The organism is Kitasatospora sp. NPDC096140, assembly GCF_040303045.1.
Taxonomy (GTDB): Bacteria; Actinomycetota; Actinomycetes; order Streptomycetales; family Streptomycetaceae; genus Kitasatospora.
The window spans coordinates 133,611-150,699 of record NZ_JBEOUW010000015.1 but is presented as its reverse complement, the minus strand read 5'-3'; the positions used below and the strand labels follow the sequence as shown (position 1 = coordinate 150,699).

The window sequence follows — 17,089 nt, the reverse complement described above, 5'->3', positions numbered from 1 at the left end:
GGACCGCCCGGGTGCCCGTGTTGCCCGCCGGGCGACGGCGTGGTTCGGACACTGACTGGAGTTTCGTCCGTCAGAAAGGATCTCGCCCCATGAGCAGGAGACTGGGCCCGCGGGCCGTCGTCGCCGCGTTCGCCCTCGCCGCCGCCTTGACCGCCGTACCGCCCGCAGGCGCCGCGACCACCGACGTGTGCGGCGGCTCCATCAGCGACTACGTGGGCGGCGACAGTCCGGACACGGAGTTCACCGGCGCTGCCTCGGCCAACGGCAACGACCGCGCGATGACCGTCACCCCGGTCGTTGCGGGCGTCAACACGTTCAAGACCGAGATCGCCACCGGCCCCAGCGATTCCCGCTACGCGATCGGCTCGTTCGAGATCAAGGTCGACACCAGCGGCCGCGGCCAGATCCGCTTCGTCTCCTACGCCGGTCACGCCATCGGCGACAGCGTCGTCTGCGCCGGAGGCGGCACCCGCGTCACCACGATCAGCGGCGAGGTCCGCGTCCAGGACGTCACCAAGCGCATCCCCTTCACGGTCAGCCGGACCTGACACCGCCGCTCGTGGGACGCGCGCCGGCCGCAGCGGCCGAGCGCGCGTCCCACACCGCCACCGTCGTCCCCGCCCACGAGGAAGCGATGCCCCGTACCCTCCCGACCACCCCACCGGCGCGTCCGCTGCCCGCACCCTCCGCCCGAAGCCGGACGTCCGGCACGCCACAGCCGCGACCGGACCTTCCGGACCGTTCCGAGCGCGCCCGCCCGTCCCGCCGCTGCCCGCACGGCCGCACCCCCCGCCGGCTCCTGCACACCACGATCGCCGGCTACCGCCCCCTGGAACTCCTGCGCCGCCGCGGCTGCCAGAACGTCTTCCGAGCCGCAGCCCCCGACGGCACGCACGTGGCACTGAAGACCACCTGTCACGACGCCGACCACGACGTCCTCGCCCGAGCCCACAACGAGGCCCACGGCCTGCGCGCCGCGGCCGCACACCCCCACGTCGCCGACCTCGCCGGCGAGGGCGTCCACCGCGGCCTGCACTACCTCGCCGTCACCTGGCAACAGGGACCGACCCTGCATCACCTGCTCGAACACCTCGACCACTCCATGGCCGCATGGTCACCCGGCAGCGCCGACGTCTTCACCCGCCTCACCCTGGCCCTGTGCCACGCCCTCGAAGGCCTCCACCACCACGAGGTCGTGCACGCCGACCTCAGCCCCCGCAACATCGTCGTCGGCCACGGCCACACCCTCACCCTCATCGACCTCGACAGCTGCGCATGGCACGGCACCCCCACCCCCGACACACTCCACCGCTGCGCCACCACCGTCTACGCGGCACCCGAATGCCTCGCACCCTGGCCGCGGCCGGTTCCCACGGCGGCGAGCGACCAGTACAGCGCGGCAGCGATCCTCTACCGCGTGGTCCAGCAACGCCACCACCTGCCCGACACCGGCAGCCGCACCCGCACCCGCACGCACCAGCTCACCCGGAGCCCCCGCCCCCTCACCGGCTGGCCCGCCACCACCTGGCCCCACCTCCAGCAGACCCTCCACCGGGCCCTCGACCCCGACCCCGACGCCCGCCACCCCACCACCGGCGACTTCACCAGCCACCTGCGCCACGCCCTGACCCTCACCGGAGAGCGCCCATGAACCAGCCGGCCCGCCGCACCTTCCTCCTCGCCACCGTCGCCCTCGTCATCACCCCCGCCACCCGCGCCGCCGCTGCGACCACCACCGGAACCGGCACCGGCGCACGAACCCGGGCCGCCGGGTCCGGCGGCGGCACTGGGCACAGCTCGTCGCACCACTCGCCGTCGCATCCGTACAAGCAGTCCGGCTCATCCCATCCGCACAGGTCATCCAGCTCATCCAGTTCGTCCGATTCGTATAGCGACTCCAGCTCATCCAGTTCGTCCAGCTCGACCGAGACATCCTCCTCCAGCGGCTCCGTCGGCTCGGGCAGGCCCTCGGCGAAGGGATCCTCGTCATCCAAGAGGAGCCACGGAACCAAGCCCAGCCGCGGAAGCGGGCCCAGCCATGGGAGCAAGTCCAGCCACGTGAGCAAGCCCAGCCGCGGGAGCGGGCCCAGCCATGGGAGCAAGCCCAGCCGCGGGAGCCGGCCCAGCGGCAGAAGCAAATCCGATACCGACCACGCCAGCGTCAGCACCAAGGCCAGCGCCAGCGCCAGCGCCAGTGCAAGCGCGGACAGCGGTAGCAGCCGGAGCAGCAGCAGTTCGGATTCCGAGAGCGGCAGTGCCAGCGCCAGTGCCAGCGCCAGCGCGTAGGAAGGCAGCAGCGAACCCCGAACCCCGGAAGCCGTGACGAGCCCGAAGCCGCCCGGGGGGTCCTCAGGTGACGAGATGGTAGATGCTGCTGCCGGTGAGCCAGAGTCCGGCCAGCAGCGAGAGGGTGATGATCAGCTGGTCCTGGTGCTGTTCGAGCCAGGTTCGCAGCGCGTCGAGCCGGGCGCGGGAGGTCTCCGGAGCCCAGACGGTGTACAGCTCCATCACCAGCAGACTGAGGGTGGCCAGCAGGCAGTAGCCGGTCAGGTCGAGCCAGGTGTAGACGGAGGAGAGGTCGGCGTCGACGACCGTGGCGGCGCCGGCCCCGACCAGAGCCCAGGGCTGGAGCAGCCAGGCGAGTCCGGCAGCGGTGCCGAGCGAGGCGTTGTCGACGCGCCCCGCCCAGCTCGGTGGCCGGTACGGGCGGGGAGGCTGCCGACTCCGGTAGCCGCCGAACACGACCAGGCCGACGCCGATCGCGAGCTTGGCGGCGAGGGCCGCGCTCGACGGCGAACTGTGGTGGACGGGTGGCGTCCCGCCGGTCAGCAGCAGCACACAGGCGACGACGGCGACCAGGTTGGCCAGCCAGGACAGCAGGAAGGCGAGCCCCTTGTGGACGCCGCGCCGCGAGGACAGCAGGAGGACGAACGCGCTGTTGTGCAGCGGCCCCAGGGTGATGGCCATACCGATCACGATCAAGTCGACAACCATCGGATCACCCGCTCCCTCACGTCGACGCTCCGCCCGGCACGCCGGACCGGCTCAGGCCCCGCAGCGGGCCGACTGCCGATGCCCGCACACGGCCGCACCCGACTCTGCGGGGCCCGACCCGACGGGTCAAGCAGGCCACGCCGACAGCCCCTCTTCGACGTCGCGGCCCCGTCCGCGGCCCCGTCCGCGGCCCGTCACCGCACCGGACGGAGCCGCCCGACCGCCGCGCTGCCCACCGCCGGCGGGTGCGTGGTCGGCCGGAGGCCAAGCAGACCGCCGAACTGCCGTACCGCCGGACCCGGTTCAGCGTCGTCGGACCTCTGCTCAGGTGGATCCGGTCAGTGAGGCATCCGGTTGTCGGTTGCCAGGACGTCGCCCGGCACCGTCGAATCCACCTGGCGGCGCAGTGCGCCGATCGCCGGATCGGAGATGGAGACCGTGAGCCGGTAGGGCGGCTGGCCGATGATGGTGTTGTGCGAGTCGGTCGGTGACATCAGGCGTTGCTGGACGGCGAAGCCGTCGAAGCCCGGGCACAGGGCCCCGGCCGGGAGGGTCAGCTGGACGGAGGCGCCGCCCTCGGGTCCGACGTGGACGGTGCCGCCGGCGGCGGACGGGGTGTCGTCGTCGCGCGTGATCGGGAGGCCGTGGGCTCCGCCGACCAGGCCGTCCGGGCCCTCGATCTCCACCGCGACGCCCTGCGGTCCGAGTGGCGTGGACAGGTCCAGCGCGCGGTCGCCGGCGCCCGGACCGAGCAGCAGACCGATGGTGAACTGCCCGGGGTCCTTCGCCGAGGCCCGTGAGAACCCGTAGGAGCCGAGGACGAGTTGCGGTCCTGGCGGTGGGGCGTCCGGCTGTGATCCGCCGGCGAAGGTGAAGGATGCCGGAGCCGGGTCGAAGTGGTGGAAGCCCTTCGTGCCGCACCTGGTGCCGTCGGAGACCCCGCCGCCGGGCAGCGCGACATCCGCGGTCGGCCGCGGCGATGCGGGCACGGCCAACGGGCCGCGTACCGCCGGGCTGTCCCGGTTCAGCAGGCCGGCCGGGTCCGCTCCGACCGCGACGGCCAGCAGCGCCGCGAAAGCGGTGGCCGCGATCAGCACGGTGCGCCGGCGTCCCGGCCGGGTCCACTTCGAGCGGGCCGTGCCGGAGGCCGCGCCCGGTGCCCAGCGGCGGCCTCCGGGGTCCATCGGCGGCTCCTTGCGCCACTGCGCGGCGAGCATCCGGGTCCGGGCGGTCGGCTCCTTGACGGCGGCGTCCTTGATGAACCGTTCGTCCAGGACGAGTCCCTCGAACGGGTCGGGTGTCGCCCGGCCCGGCGCTATCGGCTCCGGTTCACGAGACGGGGGCTGCTGGGGTTCTTCGGCGGTCGGCACGGCGCCATCATGCCCGCCCGTTCGGACACACCGACCGGCGAGGTGGCCCGGAACGCCCCGCGGCCCGGACCCCGACGGTCACTCAGCAACCGGCCCCGGGCTGCCTCGTCCACCCCTGAGCCACCGAAGACCCCACGTAGCTTCTGGGCGACGCAGCTTCCTGATGATCATCACCGGCCTCCGGTCCAGCGGTCTATGTCAGGGCCGCGGTCTACTCTCCCTCTCACCTACGAATTATCGGGAGACCGGATGTCCTACGACGATGACGACGACCTTGACGAGTTCGAGTACCCGTACATGCCCGCGCTGAGCACGGCCCTGGCCGATCCGTTCGAGGGGACGCGAACGGTCGACGGCTGGCGGATCGAGCGGCTCGGCCTGATCCAGGGAACCTGCGACCACGGCACGATCTACGACCCGCTGGGGCCCGAGGGCGGCGGCTTCCCGATGCGGCCCGGTGGCACACCGGTCTACCTGGTCGCTCGTGAAGCCGCACCCGGGGTGCCGGTGGCGGTCCTGGTGCACCCCGGCGAGACCGTCCCGGTCAGCACGGAGGACTGCGGCGACCGGGTGGCGACCCCGTCCGGCCTGGCCGTGATACACGCGAATCCCAGCACGACCTGGATCGAGCCGGGCACCGGGATGCTCAAGCGCGCCTGGGCCACCCTGTCCGCGCGCGCCGCCGGTGGCGAAAGCTGGCGGCTGGAGCGCCTCCGCGAGATGCTCCAGGACGCGTCGGTGGACCCGACCGACTGGCCGGTCGAGCCGGCCGAGGGCGACTTCGCGAACGACTGGCTGATGATCCCGGACGAGGACGGCACCGGCACCGTGCTGGGCATCCTTGCCGACCCGGACGGCTCCAACACCACCGAGTGCCTGGACGCCGAGGGCAACACGGTCGCGATCCTGCTCACCCTCGACTAGCCCGGCCATTGACGCGAGACCGGCCGCACCGCACCCGCCCGAGGCACCCGCCACGACGGGGGCAGTGCGGCCACACGAGCCCGCCCCGGCGAGGACCGCCGACGCCGGGGCGGACGCCTTGACGAGGCGCCAGGGGGCGGCTGCCGGCTGCCGGCTGCCGGGCTGTCAGTCCTGGGACGGGCGGTGCCGGTAGCCTCCGGTGCGATCGGGCGGATGACGGGGGTAGACGTGAATATTGAGGAGATGCTGGACCGGCTCGGCGCGGTCATCGGGCCGCCGCCAGCGGACGGAGTGGTCCCGGTCCCGTGGGAGCTCGGGCCGGAAGCGCTCGGTTTCCAGCTGCCCGCGGACTACCGGGCGTTCGTCGACCGGTACGGGATTGTCAGCATCAGCGACGAACTGCATATCTGCACGCCATCGGCAGCGCCCACTCCCAAGACCTGGCAGCCGCTGGGCTTCGAGGGCTTCCTGTCCTACACGACAGAACCCTACGGATACTGTGCCTGGCTGGCAGAGGTCCACCGGGACGGGGACTACGACGAGTGCCCGTATCCGCTGTTCCCGGCCGAGGGCGGGCTCCTGAAGTGGGCCAACAACTACAACTCCGACCATTTCTTCTGGCTGATGCGGGGCCCGGACCCGGACCGGTGGCCGGTCGCTGCGAAGTTCCACTCGATGCGGGAGTGGGACCTGTTCGACGGCGGCTTCCTGGAGTTCCTGCTGGCGGCTGTGACGGAGCAGTATCCGTACCACGGGGACGTTGTTCCCGGCGGGATCAAGCAGGTCGGTGATGGCCGTGCCTATCTCCCTCGGGGTGACTGGTCGAAGCGGCTTTGGCAGTGAGCCCGCGAACACGGTCAACGGCCATGCCGGGGCGGCGCCGGCTTGTCCTACGCCTTCGAGTGCTGAGCCTCGGGCGCTCACTGCCGTCGGACGAGCAGCTCGTCCCGCATGCCCCGGCCGGAACGGGCGTTCGAGCTGGTGGCGCCAGTGCGTCCGTTCCGATAGCCGATAGCCGATAGCCGATAGCCGACGGGCGGAGAGAGCTTCACCGGGTTGGTGTGACACCGGGACGACCCGGTCCCACGTCGGTTACGAGGCAGGGCTGAAGCGTGACCGGATGCTCGTCCGGGCAGTGCGGCGGGGGCAGGTGCGCAGCCGTCGGCTGTGCCCTCCAGTCGATCCGGCCTTGCGCGGCTGAGTCGATGTCACTGGTCCCGGTTAGCCTCGCGGCACGCCCCAACGTTCGTGGTGGCGATGGCGCGGCGTCCTGACGCCCGAACCCGATGAGGAGAGCCGATGCGAGACCATCTCGCCGACGTGTTCGCCATGCTCGGCCCGGGCGAACGGCGCTTCGCCAGCCCGGAAGCATGGGCCGAGTTGGAGGCCGAGATCGGTATCGACTTCCCCGAGGACTACAAGGCGATTGTCGACGCCTACGCTCCGATGCAGATCAACGGGCACCTGTACCTCTCGCATCCGGCCACCGAGTGCTGGAACCTCGGGAAGGAGATCCGCGAGACCTCCCAGGCCTGGGCCCGACTCGACTGGGACCGGGAGCACTGGCTGGAGCCGGAGGAGAACATCCGCGCCGCCCTCGGCCTGCAGGAGGTCAGGTTCGGGACCAGGGACGGCCTGATCCCGATCACCAACACTGACCGCGGCGAATACGTCTTTCTGGCCCCGTTGCCCGACCGGACGGGACAGCGGATCTGTGCGGTGGAGCACGACGGATCCTGGTACGAGTACCGGATGAGCTTCTCCGAATGGCTCTACCGCTACCTCGTCGGCGAGGACATGGTCGGCCCGAACAGCTCCGCCTTCTACCCCGGCCCGGTGCTGCTCGAACCGCTGCCGATGTTACCCACCGAACGCCCCACGCCGATCTACGGCCCCGAGCGCGGCATGTGACCGGTGCCAGAGCTCCGGCCTGACGACGGTCCCGGGGCGCTTCACGCGGTGAATGCCGCTCCCGCCCCGGTGGAGTCCTGCGCGAAGAGCGTGTTGCGCCCTCCTTCCGTCAGCGACAGGGTGACTGCGCCCACCCACCACGGGTCCTGTGGATCGTCCCAGGTCATAGGGTCCGCGAGCACGGCGTCCAAGTCGCGCGGGCGGTCGGCTGCGCAAGGCCGGGGCCACCGGAATGCGGGTGCCGGAGGTGGCCCTCCGGGGGCTCGGGAAGGGCCTGCAGGCAGGATGTGGAGCAGGCGTTGACCAGCAGGGGCAGGACGTCGGTGGCAACTCGCAACGAGATCCACGCCTGGTGGATCCCGGTGCCTTCCAATGACCGGTCACAGACGCTGCACTTGTGGATCGTTGCTGAACCCCATGTTCCGGGATCGGTGCCGCCGTGCCCGAGCCCGAGGCCAGTGGCCACGGTGCCGGCGGGCTGGAGCAGGGGAAACGGTGGGCGGAGCTTCTCGTTCCCGTACAGGGCCCGCGTGCTCACCGTGCTGCGCTTCAGGTTCGGGCACCTGGTCAGCTCGTACGGGAACCAGTGCAGCCGGTACGACGTGTACGGGGTGAACTCCTGCAGGCTGCTCATGGCGCCGATCTCCGCAGGGATCCGAACGAGGTTGCTGCCGTAGAGGGTGAACTGCTTGACGGCGGTGAGCTTGGCGATGCTGGGCGGCAGGGTGACGATCTGGCGCCGATCCTCGGGGCTCATCTCCATCAGTGGTCGAAACACCTCCCGTCCGTCCGCGGCGGCCTCCTCGATCAGCGCCAGGAGGTGCTGCCAGGCGGGCGAGGAGGTGTCCTGACGCTCATGGTGGAAGCTCACCCGCCGCCGGTTGCTCGCCCGCCGCTGGTCGAAGCAGCTGCACGTGCCCTGGTGGGAGGCGGTGCCGTCCGTGGCCGAGTTAGACCTGTTGCCGTGCCTGTCGGTGCGGCGGGATGCCGGCTCCGCTTCATTCGCCATGGCGTACACGATACGAAGGCGTGGGTGCGGCCGGCCAGTTGGGGGTTTCGGCTCAGGAAGGCGCAGGGTCCGATCACGAGACCTGCTTCTCGTCGGGGGAGATGATCGGGGCGGCCGCCGAGCGTCTAAGTTGGGGCCCAAGCAACCCGATCCCGATTGGCACTGGTCAGATGGCTCACAACTCCACCACCGTTCCGGCTCGCTCGTCCTCGGACGACCGGTGGCCGCTCTTCACCACCATCGCGATCCTGGCCGTCCCGGTCGGGCTGGCCTGCACCGTCTACGCGTTCTGGGCCCACGGCCACTACGTCGGCGGACTGGTGTGCGTCCCCACCCCCGCGATACCCGTGTCCGCACAGGTCGCCGCATGGGCCGGTCCTGCCATCGGCATACTCGCCGCGCCCTTCCTCGCCGTGCTGCTGTGGGCCGCGGTGCGGGGGCGGAACGCCATGGCGCGGCCCCTGATGCCGCTGCTGATCATCGCGCTCGTCATCGACCTGTTGCTCATCGTGCCGGAGGTGGTCAACCTCCACTCGGTGCTCCCGGACTTCGAGCCGCACAAGGTCACCGCCACGTTCTGCGGGAAGGGCTACAGCTTCTGAGATCCGCGATCCCGCGGGCAGCGGACCGAGGGTTCCGCGTTCCGGTCGGTTGTCCCGGCAGGGTGGCCGGGCCCTCCTCCGGCCTTCGGCGGCAGGCGTCAGGGGCAGTGCCAGGGTCAGGATCAAGGTCACTGCGGAGGCTTGGGCCGGGTTCGTCGAGCCCCGCACACTGCCGCCGATCAGGTTCTGCGCGAGATGACCATGATGTATTCGCAGGGGGCGTTCGTCGGGTTGGCGAAGCCGTGGTCCGCGTCGGCCTGGAAGAACAGGGAGTCGCCCGTGTTCAGGGTCTCGCTGATGCCGCCGATCGCGACGGTCACGGTGCCTTCGAGTACCACGAGTTGCTTCTCCACACCCGGCGGGTACGCGGGCAGCAGCCCGGTGGAGACGTGCGGGGGAAGGTGGTGGACGACCATCTCGGCTCGTCCCGCGCCCGGGGCCGCCGACACCATGTGCCGCTCGAAGCCGGTCTCAGGGTCACGGAAGACGGGGCGATCGGTCTTGCGCATGACGAGGGCGACACCGGGCGCGGCGGCCGCCGGCGTACCGATCAGGTCCGAGAGCGACGCGTCGAGCGCGTGGGCGATCCTGGACGCGACGCCGATCGTCGGGCTCTTCTCGCCGCGTTCGACCTTGGACAGCATCGCCCGGCTGACCGACGACCGTTCGGACAGCTGCTCCAGCGTCAGGCCCGCCTCCTCGCGGCGCCGCCGCACGTTGCCGCCGAACGCACCGGCCAGGTCGTCACCGTGCTGCGGTTCGGCCGCGGTTCCGTCTTGCTCGACCACCGTGCTCCTCGATCGATGGGGTACTGCGCTGCCCACAGTGTAGTGTTCTTCTAAAGGAGATCTGATCTCCTATCGGAGACGCACGATGTGCGCCCGACATGACGGAGGGGTTCCATGCGTTTGATCTCGTGTGGTCGGCACCACGCCACGTTCGAATTCGGCGACCTGCAGGTGACCTCGTTGCGAGACGGGTACATCGACATGCCGCCGACACGGCTCCGCGGCGAGGACGGGCGCGCGCTCGACGTGCTGCCGCCCGCGGTCCCGCTGGCCGGCGACAACCTGCGGCTGTCGGTCAACGCCTTCTTCGTCACCGACGGCACGCGGTCGGTTCTCGTCGACACCGGCGCGTCCGACGTCTGGCCCGACCCCACCATGGGACTGATCTACGACGCGCTCGACGAAGCGGGAGTCGACCGCGCGCGCATCACCGATGTGGCCATCACCCACCGGCACGAGGACCACGTGAGCGGACTGATCGCTCCGGACGGCTCGGAAGCGTTCGCGGGCCTCGAACGCGTGTGGATCGGTGCCGGCGACGCCTCGGTGTTCACGGGGCGGCTCGAACCGATCCGCGACCGGGTCGTACCCGTGTCGGGGAAGGTCGCGATCAACGACTGGACCACCGCGATCCCGACACCGGGCCACACGCCCGGTCACACCGTCTACGACGTCAGAAGCGGCACCGGGCATCTTCTCGTCTGGGGTGACACCGTCCACGTCCCCACCCTCCAGTTCGATCAGCCGAACGTGGCCTGGGAGTTCGACGGCGACCAGTCCCAGGCCCGCGACGCGCGGGCGGCCCTCCTCGAACGACTGACCCGACCCGACCACTTCGTAGCCGGCGCCCACCTCGACTCACCCGGGATCGCCCGCGTGACCCCCTCCGGCGACGGCGACGGCCACGGCTACGCGCTGGAGTACCTCGCACCACCGATCGGCTGATCGCGCCTGCCGGTCCCGGGTCGCGTCCGCGACGGCGGGCGGGGGAGGGCAGGGTCGTCCGGCCAGGCAGTCGACCGTCAACTCGACTGCCTGGTGTGACAGTTGCCGTCGCTCGCTTTCCCTGGTCGTCAGCCCGCCCTTGAGCTTGCCGGGCTGACGACTCGGGGATCAGCCGTCGAACCACAGCAGCTTTCCGCGCTTCCACCGCACGCCGTAACGTCCCGTGATCTGGTCTGCGTAAGCTCAGAAAGAGCACTGCCAGCGCATTGGTGGCCCCTGGTTACAAGCGTCCACCGTGATGCGGATCCAGGTCAGACCGCCGGAACCGGAGCAAGTTGTGGGGTAAGTCATCCCTACGCCCGCCCGCTCCTGACGGAGCAAGTTGTCGTATAGGACGGTCCTACCGCCCGCCACACGGATCTGCCTTCGCCCAGGGGTGCGAGGGCGGCCCCGAAGCCAAGGCCAGCGGGGAGGTTGCGAAGATGCTGCGTTGCCAGGCCTGTAGGCCCAGAACTCAGCTCTCGTAATCGGCGGCGATTCCCAGTACGCCGTTTGGCGACCACTCGTGCTCCAGGATCGAGTAGGTGATCGAGTCTCGCCAGGCACCGTGGACGAACACGTGGTCGCGGATCCGCCCGTCTTCCGTCATACCGGCCCGCAACAGGGTGCGCGCCGATGCCTCGTTGAGCGGTGAGCGTGCCGCCCAGATGCGGTGCAGGCCCAGGGTGTTGAAGCCGAGGGCGCACAGCAGATGGACGGTTTCCGTGCCGAGGCCCTTGCCCCACTCGGCCGGGTGGAGGGCGAAGCCGATGGTCGCGGCCTGCTGCGGCTCGGTGGCTAGACGCGCGTAGCCGATCAGCTGGTGCTCGCCGAGCCGGGTGACGGCGAGGCAGTACTCGGTTCGCGGGGTGGCGTTCGCGGAGGCGATGGAGCGGGCGGTGATCGCCTGGACCTGCTCGCGGGTGCGGGGTTCGAAGCTGAGGTGTCGGGTGGCCTCGGAGTCGCCGTAGATGGCCAGGAGGTCGTCGGTGTCGTCGGGTTCGACTTCGCGCAGTGAGAGGCGGGGGCTGGCCAGGTGGAGTGGGGTCATGGCTGCCGAGCCTATCCGTGGGTCACCGGACGAGGACCGAGGTCGGGGTGGCGGTGAAGGCCTCGATCTCCTCGCGCAGGTCGGCCGCCGCACCGACGCCGCGGCGGCCGTCGCCGTGCAGGGCGGCGTGGACGCGCCGGGCGCTGCTGACGATGCCGAAGTTCCGCTGCTCGATGGGGAGGTCGAGCACCGGGCGGACGGCCTCGGCAGCCCCCTCGACCTCGCCTCGGGCGAGCTGGTCTCATTCACCCCGTCCAGGCGGGTCCGGCCGCTGCTCAGCGGTCCGCTCCGCTGCAGGTCAGGGCGAGTGTGAACCCAGGCGGACGGGGTGCGGGAGAAATGGAAAGCGCGTTGGGGGCAACCCCTCACGAGTTCGAATCTCGTTATCCTCCGCCCCCGCCCGCCAGGGCGAACGAGGGCCCGGACCGCTGTGCGGTCCGGGCCCTCGTCGCACTCACCCCCGTCGGTACGTCATCCTTGTGCTCTCGGCCGACTCCGGCAGGGCATGGACGTCCTCCTATGTGGTGAGGTGCCCCATCAGCAAGAAGAGTGGATCGGCACTGGCCGCGTGGCTGCGCGGTCTGGACGCGGCCGGGTTGGAGCGGGTCCTGGCTGCGCGCCCGGACGCCGTGTCGGCTCCGGAACCGCGGTCGGTCGGCGAACTGGCGGACCGCCTCCAGCGCCCGGCGTCAGTGGCCCTGGCCCTGCCTCGCCTCGCGCTGCCGTGCTTGCAGGTGGCGGAGGCCGTCGCCGCGCTGACGGGCGTGTCACGGGACGGTCTGGCGGGCCTCCTCGACGCGACGCATGGTGACCGCGCCCACGGGTTGGATGCCGTCCTGGGAACGCTGGCCGATCGCGCTCTGGTGTGGCCCGACGGCAACGGCCTGCTGCACATGGCGGCGCCGCTGCGGAACGCGTGGGACGCGCCGCTGGGGCTCGACGCGCCGCTCGCGCGACTGCTCGCGGGCTTGAACTCCGACGAACTTGGCCGCATGTTGGCGAAGCTCGACGTCAAACCTGCCGCCAACAGGAAAGAGATGCGTCTGACGGCGCTGATCGACCACCACAGCGATCCGGCTCGGGTCGCCGCACTGGTGGCCAAGGCGCCCGGAGCCACTCGGAAGCTCCTTGAACGGCGGGCGCATGAGGTTCCGGAGCAACCGGGCTTCATCATGTTCGGGGCTCCGCGGACCGACTCCCAGCCCGGCGAACAATGGGCGGTGGAGCGGGGGCTGCTGATCCGGGACCAGCATCGGTACGGGCCGGCCCGCATGCCTGCGGAGGTGGCACTCACGCTGCGCGGCTCCGACTGGCACGCCCCGTTCACACCCGTGCAGCCCGGCGTACGGTCGGTGCCCGCCACCGTCTCGGGCGTCGAGCGGGAAGCCGCAGCCGCCTTGATGGCGTTCGCCGCCCACGCCGTGTCCGTCCTCGGGGTGTGCGCCGCCGCTCCACCGGCCCGGCTGAAGGCCGGCGGGGTCGGCGCCCGCGAGCTGGCCAGGATCGGCAAAGCGGCGCGGTGCGACGAGATCCTGGTACGCCTCGTGCTGGAGACGGCGAGCGCGGCCGGACTGCTGGCCCGGGACGGCGACCGGGTCGCGGCGACCGCGTCCTACGACAACTGGGCCGAGCAGGAACCGGCCGCCCAACTCGCCGTGCTGCTCCGGGCGTGGTGGGCGCTCCCGCTGTCCCCCGGCGGGAGCCGCGACGAAGACGGGAAGGCTCTGCCGGCGCTCGCCGGGGCAGCGCCCTGCGGAGGCTGCGTGCAGGCCCGGCACGGGCTACTCGCAGCCGCGTCGCAGCTCCCCGCCGGCGAAGGCGCGGCGAACTCGGCGGACCTGGGGGTGCTACTCGTGTGGCTCCGCCCGCTCGTCGACGAACTCCCCCAGGACACCACACCGTTCGCCACCCTGATCCGGGAGGCGGAACTGCTCGGCGCACTCGCCCTCGGAGCCGTGTCCCCGATCGGGGCCGCCCTGCTCGCCGACGACGCCGAAGCCCTGACCGACGCCTGTCGGCGACTGCTGCCCGCCGCCAGCGGGACCGCCCGTTTCGGCAGCGATCTCACGGCCGTGGTCGCCGGCACGCCGTCGGCCCGCATCCTCGCACTGCTGGACTCCGTCGCGGACCGGGAGACCGCCGGTGCGGCGTCCGTGTGGCGGTTCAGCCCGGGAAGCGTCCGCCGTGCCCTCGACGCCGGCCTCACCCCCGCCGGCCTCACCGCCGACCTGGCCGCCATCGCCGTCGAGCCGCTTCCCCAGCCGCTCTCGTACCTGATCCACGACACCGCGCGCAGCCACGGTCGGATGCGCGTCGTCTCCGCGGCCTGTGTGATCCACGGCGAGGAGCCCGCCCTCCTGGCCGAACTGGCCGCGCACCGCAAGCTCACCCAGCTCGGCCTGCGGCTGCTGGCACCGACGGTGCTGATCAGCCGTACCCCACTGGACAAGACGCTCACGGCACTGCGGTCCGCGGGCTACGCCCCCGTCGCCGAGAAACCCGACGGGACCGTGCGGATCGAACGGGCCCAGCACCACCGCGCGGCGAGCCCCGTTCCGTCCCCGCGCCTGCCCGGCGGCAGGTCCCGCACGCAGCGGACGGACGCCCGCACCGCGAACGCGGGAGCGCCCGTCGATCTGCGCGCCCTCGCCACCCGGCTTCGGGACGCCCCGCAGGACATCCCGGAGCCCGACCCTTGGGACGGTCGCCCCTACGACAGCGACACCGAGGAGATCATGGCTGGGTACGCGCGCAATCTGTCCTTCACCGACGTCCGCCAGCTGGCCGATGCCGTCAACGACGGCCGGACCATCACGATCGAGTACGTCGCGACCTCGGGCAACGCGACGGTCCGCACCCTCAGCAAGCTCGAACTGGATGCCCCCTACCTCCGCGCCTGGTGCCACCTGCGGGACGACGAGCGCGTGTTCACCATCTCGCGCATCCACGGGGTCATGCCCGCGTAGCGTGGGAGGCAACCCCTCACGAGTATCCTCCGCCTCCGCCCGCCAGGGCAGACGAGGGCCCGGACCGGTTCACCGGTCCGGGCTCTCCGCGTGTTCGGTGGCGGTGCCCGCCGAGGCGGTGCCCGCCGAGACTGTGCACGCCCGGTTCGGCCGCTGGGCCACGGTGGAGCCCGCGGCCTTGCCTCACCTATCGATATTCGATAGCTTTCCATCGTAAATCGATGCAAGGATGGGTCATGGGAAAGCTGGCAGTACGCGCGCTGCGCGCCGTGCTCGTGGTGGTGCTCACGGGCACCGTGTTCGTGCAGGCATTGATGGTGTGGACGTTGGTCACCGGGAGTGACCCGGAGGACGGGTCGATCCCGCTGACCCCGCTGCGCGTGATCACGATCCTGGGCATCGGGGCGGCCCAGGTCACCATGGTCTGCGTCTGGCGACTGGTGACGATGGTGCGACGCGGAACCGTGTTCTCCCACGCCGCCTTCCGGTACGTGGACGTCATCATCGGCGCGATCGCTTCGATCGCTGTCCTGTGGCTGGCGGTCACGGCCGTGAACGCGCCCGGTCAGCGGGACGACCCGGGCGTCACCCTCATCATGGGCGGGATCGCCATGGCCATCCTGGGAGTTGCGCTCATCGTGCTCGTGCTGCGGATGCTGCTCGCCCAGGCCGTCGCCCGCGATGCCGAAGCGACGCTGATGCAGGCCGAGTTGGACGAGGTCATCTGATGCCGATCGCCGTCGACATCGACGTGATGCTGGCCAAGCGGAAGATGTCCGTGGGCGAACTCGCCGACCGCGTGGGGATCACGCCCGCCAACCTGGCAGTACTCAAGAACGGCCGCGCCAAGGCGGTGCGCTTCGCGACGCTCGCCGCGCTCTGCGAAGTGCTCGGGTGCCAGCCGGGCGACCTGCTTCGCTGGGAGGCCGGGGACACCGCAGGCGAATGAACCGTGCCGGCCGGGCCGTCATTGCCGAGCCCGGGTGCCTTCGGTACAGCGCCCGGCGGAAGGCAGGCGCGACCGGTCACGGGCAGGCCCGCCCCGGACAGCGGCTGCGCCCAGCACAAGGATCGTGGCACGGGACAGGCGAGGGGGGTGTTTCACGATGACTCCTTCAGAAGTTGCACGCTTCCTGACACCCCCGCTGGGGACGGCACGCCCCGGAGTCCCGTCCCGGCGGCACCCGGCACATCGCCACCCCGGGGCGGCCGGTCAGGCCCGCCGCAGGAAAGGGGGGCAGAGGAACATCTCAATGGAACCGGCGCTCCGAGGCATGGCCAGAAGGCGCCGGATCGACCAGGCCGGCACCACCGAGGCGGGTCCGATTCGCAGGCGTTGCGAAGATCAGCTGCTGAAGCGCAGTAGGGTTCGGTTCCGGTGAAGGGGGTCATCACGTGGAACGAATGCGGGTCCTCCTGCTGGACGCGGCTCCCGGCGAGCTGCTCGACCGGGAGTTGCAACGTCTGCTGGGCCATGGCCTGGCCGTCACGTTGAACCTCCGGCGGGTGACCGACAGAGCCGAGGCCCGGGCCACCTGGGACGGCCGCGTGGACTTTGCCGATTTCGACGCCTTCGACGAGCCGACATTGATCGCCGAGACCGTCCGGGACGGAGTCGGCTATCACGCGGTCAAGTCCCGCGGAGGCGTCCCGCTGCGCGCAGCATTCCTCACGGCAGCCACCGACCCCACGCTGGCCAACCGGCTGCGGGTGGTCGGCCGGGCCGGGGCGGGCACCGATCATGTCGAGTTGGCCGCCGCCGTCCGCCACGGCGTCGTCGTCACCCACACCCCGGGCTCCAACGCGAACGCCGTCGCCGAGTTCGCCCTGGCTCAGCTCCTCGCGCTCACCCGGAACCTTCCGGCACACAACGAGGCCGCGCACCGGAGCCGTTGGACCACACCGGCCGCCCCCGCAGTGGAGCTGTCGGAACTGACCCTGGGCGTCGTCGGGTTGGGCCGGAGCGGCCTGGCGCTTGCCGAACGAGCCGCCGCCCTGGGCATGGCGGTCCAGGGCCTCTCACGGCGCCCGACCGGGAGCTCCGTCCCCCGTGCCGAGTCCCTCGACGCGCTGCTCGCCACCAGTGACGTGGTCTCCCTGCACCTTCCGCTCACCCCGCAGACCCGGGCGATGATCGGTCGGGAGGAGCTGGCAGTCATGCGGCCAGGGTCGATCCTGCTGAACACCGCCCGGGGCGGGATCGTCGACGAACAGGCACTGGCCGACGCCTTGCGCGACCCGGCACACCCGCTCCTGGCGGCAGCCGTCGACACCTTCGAGCACGAGCACGCCGCCTTCGCCTCGCCGCTCTTCGGTCTGCCGAACGCCCTGTTGACCCCGCATGTCGCCGGGATGACCAGGGGCGCCATGGCGACGGCGGCGATCCGGTGCGCGGACCACATCGCGTCGCTGCTCGACGGCCGCCCGGACGGCGTGCCCGTGGTGACCGGCTGACGTCGGCCCATCGTCAGGGGAACGCCATCGGACGCG

Annotated in this window: 18 protein-coding genes; 11 read left to right on the top strand and 7 right to left on the bottom strand. The window is 71.2% G+C overall.

What is annotated here, in order from left to right:
* The first annotated feature begins 89 nt into the window (after positions 1 to 89).
* Positions 90 to 548, top strand: coding sequence for a hypothetical protein (locus ABT048_RS18155; protein ID WP_350522400.1), 459 nt, complete (start codon positions 90 to 92; stop codon positions 546 to 548).
* Between the two features lie 11 nt (positions 549 to 559).
* The gene (locus ABT048_RS18150) at positions 560 to 1,651 is read left to right on the top strand and encodes a protein kinase domain-containing protein (RefSeq protein WP_350522399.1); all 1,092 of its coding nucleotides are present in this window, start codon (positions 560 to 562) and stop codon (positions 1,649 to 1,651) included.
* Here the strand turns inward: ABT048_RS18150 and ABT048_RS18145 are convergent.
* From ABT048_RS18145 to ABT048_RS18135, 3 genes are all read right to left on the bottom strand, one after another.
* Complete coding sequence (locus ABT048_RS18145; RefSeq protein ID WP_350522398.1) at positions 1,632 to 1,994, bottom strand: hypothetical protein; 363 nt, start codon at positions 1,992 to 1,994, stop codon at positions 1,632 to 1,634. The genes ABT048_RS18150 and ABT048_RS18145 overlap by 20 nt on opposite strands.
* Before the next feature lie 355 nt (positions 1,995 to 2,349).
* Positions 2,350 to 2,994, bottom strand: a complete 645-nt coding sequence (locus tag ABT048_RS18140) for a GAP family protein (RefSeq protein ID WP_350522397.1) — start codon at positions 2,992 to 2,994, stop codon at positions 2,350 to 2,352.
* A 338-nt stretch (positions 2,995 to 3,332) separates the two neighbouring features.
* Positions 3,333 to 4,364, bottom strand: coding sequence for an SCO2583/SCO2584 N-terminal domain-containing protein (locus ABT048_RS18135; protein ID WP_350522396.1), 1,032 nt, complete (start codon positions 4,362 to 4,364; stop codon positions 3,333 to 3,335).
* Positions 4,365 to 4,613: 249 nt separating this feature from the next.
* Between ABT048_RS18135 and ABT048_RS18130 the strand changes: the two genes are divergently transcribed.
* The 3 genes from ABT048_RS18130 to ABT048_RS18120 all read left to right on the top strand — a co-directional run bounded on the left by ABT048_RS18130 (position 4,614) and on the right by ABT048_RS18120 (position 7,199).
* Positions 4,614 to 5,288 carry a hypothetical protein gene (locus ABT048_RS18130; RefSeq protein ID WP_350522395.1) on the top strand — a complete coding sequence of 225 codons (675 nt, stop codon included), beginning with the start codon at positions 4,614 to 4,616 and terminating at the stop codon, positions 5,286 to 5,288.
* Between the two features lie 213 nt (positions 5,289 to 5,501).
* Complete coding sequence (locus tag ABT048_RS18125) at positions 5,502 to 6,131, top strand: hypothetical protein (protein WP_350522394.1); 630 nt, start codon at positions 5,502 to 5,504, stop codon at positions 6,129 to 6,131.
* A gap of 456 nt (positions 6,132 to 6,587) precedes the next feature.
* Entirely contained in the window at positions 6,588 to 7,199 is a 612-nt protein-coding gene (locus ABT048_RS18120) for an SMI1/KNR4 family protein (protein WP_350522393.1), read from the top strand.
* A 163-nt stretch (positions 7,200 to 7,362) separates the two neighbouring features.
* Here the strand turns inward: ABT048_RS18120 and ABT048_RS18115 are convergent, their stop codons facing one another.
* Complete coding sequence (locus ABT048_RS18115; RefSeq protein WP_350522392.1) at positions 7,363 to 8,208, bottom strand: leucine-rich repeat domain-containing protein; 846 nt, start codon at positions 8,206 to 8,208, stop codon at positions 7,363 to 7,365.
* Between the two features lie 170 nt (positions 8,209 to 8,378).
* Between ABT048_RS18115 and ABT048_RS18110 the strand changes: the two genes are divergently transcribed.
* Positions 8,379 to 8,810 (top strand): hypothetical protein, encoded by a 432-nt coding sequence (locus ABT048_RS18110; RefSeq protein WP_350522391.1) that lies wholly within the window; start codon positions 8,379 to 8,381, stop codon positions 8,808 to 8,810.
* A gap of 179 nt (positions 8,811 to 8,989) precedes the next feature.
* Here the strand turns inward: ABT048_RS18110 and ABT048_RS18105 are convergent, their stop codons facing one another.
* Entirely contained in the window at positions 8,990 to 9,598 is a 609-nt protein-coding gene (locus ABT048_RS18105) for a helix-turn-helix domain-containing protein (protein WP_350522390.1), read from the bottom strand.
* A 114-nt stretch (positions 9,599 to 9,712) separates the two neighbouring features.
* Between ABT048_RS18105 and ABT048_RS18100 the strand changes: the two genes are divergently transcribed.
* Positions 9,713 to 10,543 carry an MBL fold metallo-hydrolase gene (locus ABT048_RS18100; protein WP_350522389.1) on the top strand — a complete coding sequence of 277 codons (831 nt, stop codon included), beginning with the start codon at positions 9,713 to 9,715 and terminating at the stop codon, positions 10,541 to 10,543.
* A gap of 514 nt (positions 10,544 to 11,057) precedes the next feature.
* Here ABT048_RS18100 and ABT048_RS18095 read toward each other — a convergent pair.
* Together ABT048_RS18095 and ABT048_RS18090 are read right to left on the bottom strand one after the other, a co-directional pair.
* Positions 11,058 to 11,633, bottom strand: a complete 576-nt coding sequence (locus ABT048_RS18095) for a GNAT family N-acetyltransferase (RefSeq protein ID WP_350522388.1) — start codon at positions 11,631 to 11,633, stop codon at positions 11,058 to 11,060.
* Positions 11,634 to 11,655: 22 nt separating this feature from the next.
* Entirely contained in the window at positions 11,656 to 11,823 is a 168-nt protein-coding gene (locus tag ABT048_RS18090) for a hypothetical protein (RefSeq protein WP_350522387.1), read from the bottom strand.
* A gap of 334 nt (positions 11,824 to 12,157) precedes the next feature.
* Here ABT048_RS18090 and ABT048_RS18085 point away from each other — a divergent pair, with 334 nt between their 5' ends.
* The 4 genes from ABT048_RS18085 (at position 12,158) to ABT048_RS18070 (ending at position 17,053) form a co-directional block, all read left to right on the top strand.
* Positions 12,158 to 14,599, top strand: a complete 2,442-nt coding sequence (locus tag ABT048_RS18085) for a helicase C-terminal domain-containing protein (protein ID WP_350522386.1) — start codon at positions 12,158 to 12,160, stop codon at positions 14,597 to 14,599.
* 236 nt (positions 14,600 to 14,835) lie between these two features.
* Positions 14,836 to 15,327, top strand: coding sequence for a DUF2975 domain-containing protein (locus tag ABT048_RS18080; RefSeq protein WP_350522385.1), 492 nt, complete (start codon positions 14,836 to 14,838; stop codon positions 15,325 to 15,327).
* Positions 15,327 to 15,548 (top strand): helix-turn-helix domain-containing protein, encoded by a 222-nt coding sequence (locus ABT048_RS18075; protein WP_350522384.1) that lies wholly within the window; start codon positions 15,327 to 15,329, stop codon positions 15,546 to 15,548. Before ABT048_RS18080 ends, ABT048_RS18075 begins: the two co-directional genes overlap by 1 nt.
* A gap of 455 nt (positions 15,549 to 16,003) precedes the next feature.
* Complete coding sequence (locus ABT048_RS18070; RefSeq protein ID WP_350522439.1) at positions 16,004 to 17,053, top strand: NAD(P)-dependent oxidoreductase; 1,050 nt, start codon at positions 16,004 to 16,006, stop codon at positions 17,051 to 17,053.
* Positions 17,054 to 17,089 lie beyond the last annotated feature (36 nt).

Bases quoted from the DNA above. Each gene is read 5' to 3' on its own strand.
- ABT048_RS18130 (WP_350522395.1), top strand. From the start codon at position 4,614: ATGTCCTACGACGATGACGACGACCTTGACGAGTTCGAGTACCCGTAC.
- ABT048_RS18110 (WP_350522391.1), top strand. From the start codon at position 8,379: ATGGCTCACAACTCCACCACCGTTCCGGCTCGCTCGTCCTCGGACGAC.
- ABT048_RS18140 (WP_350522397.1), bottom strand. From the start codon at position 2,994: ATGGTTGTCGACTTGATCGTGATCGGTATGGCCATCACCCTGGGGCCG.
- ABT048_RS18100 (WP_350522389.1), top strand. From the start codon at position 9,713: ATGCGTTTGATCTCGTGTGGTCGGCACCACGCCACGTTCGAATTCGGC.
- ABT048_RS18155 (WP_350522400.1), top strand. From the start codon at position 90: ATGAGCAGGAGACTGGGCCCGCGGGCCGTCGTCGCCGCGTTCGCCCTC.
- ABT048_RS18095 (WP_350522388.1), bottom strand. From the start codon at position 11,633: ATGACCCCACTCCACCTGGCCAGCCCCCGCCTCTCACTGCGCGAAGTC.
- ABT048_RS18115 (WP_350522392.1), bottom strand. From the start codon at position 8,208: ATGGCGAATGAAGCGGAGCCGGCATCCCGCCGCACCGACAGGCACGGC.
- ABT048_RS18075 (WP_350522384.1), top strand. From the start codon at position 15,327: ATGCCGATCGCCGTCGACATCGACGTGATGCTGGCCAAGCGGAAGATG.
- ABT048_RS18125 (WP_350522394.1), top strand. From the start codon at position 5,502: ATGACGGGGGTAGACGTGAATATTGAGGAGATGCTGGACCGGCTCGGC.
- ABT048_RS18080 (WP_350522385.1), top strand. From the start codon at position 14,836: ATGGGAAAGCTGGCAGTACGCGCGCTGCGCGCCGTGCTCGTGGTGGTG.
- ABT048_RS18120 (WP_350522393.1), top strand. From the start codon at position 6,588: ATGCGAGACCATCTCGCCGACGTGTTCGCCATGCTCGGCCCGGGCGAA.
- ABT048_RS18070 (WP_350522439.1), top strand. From the start codon at position 16,004: ATGCGGGTCCTCCTGCTGGACGCGGCTCCCGGCGAGCTGCTCGACCGG.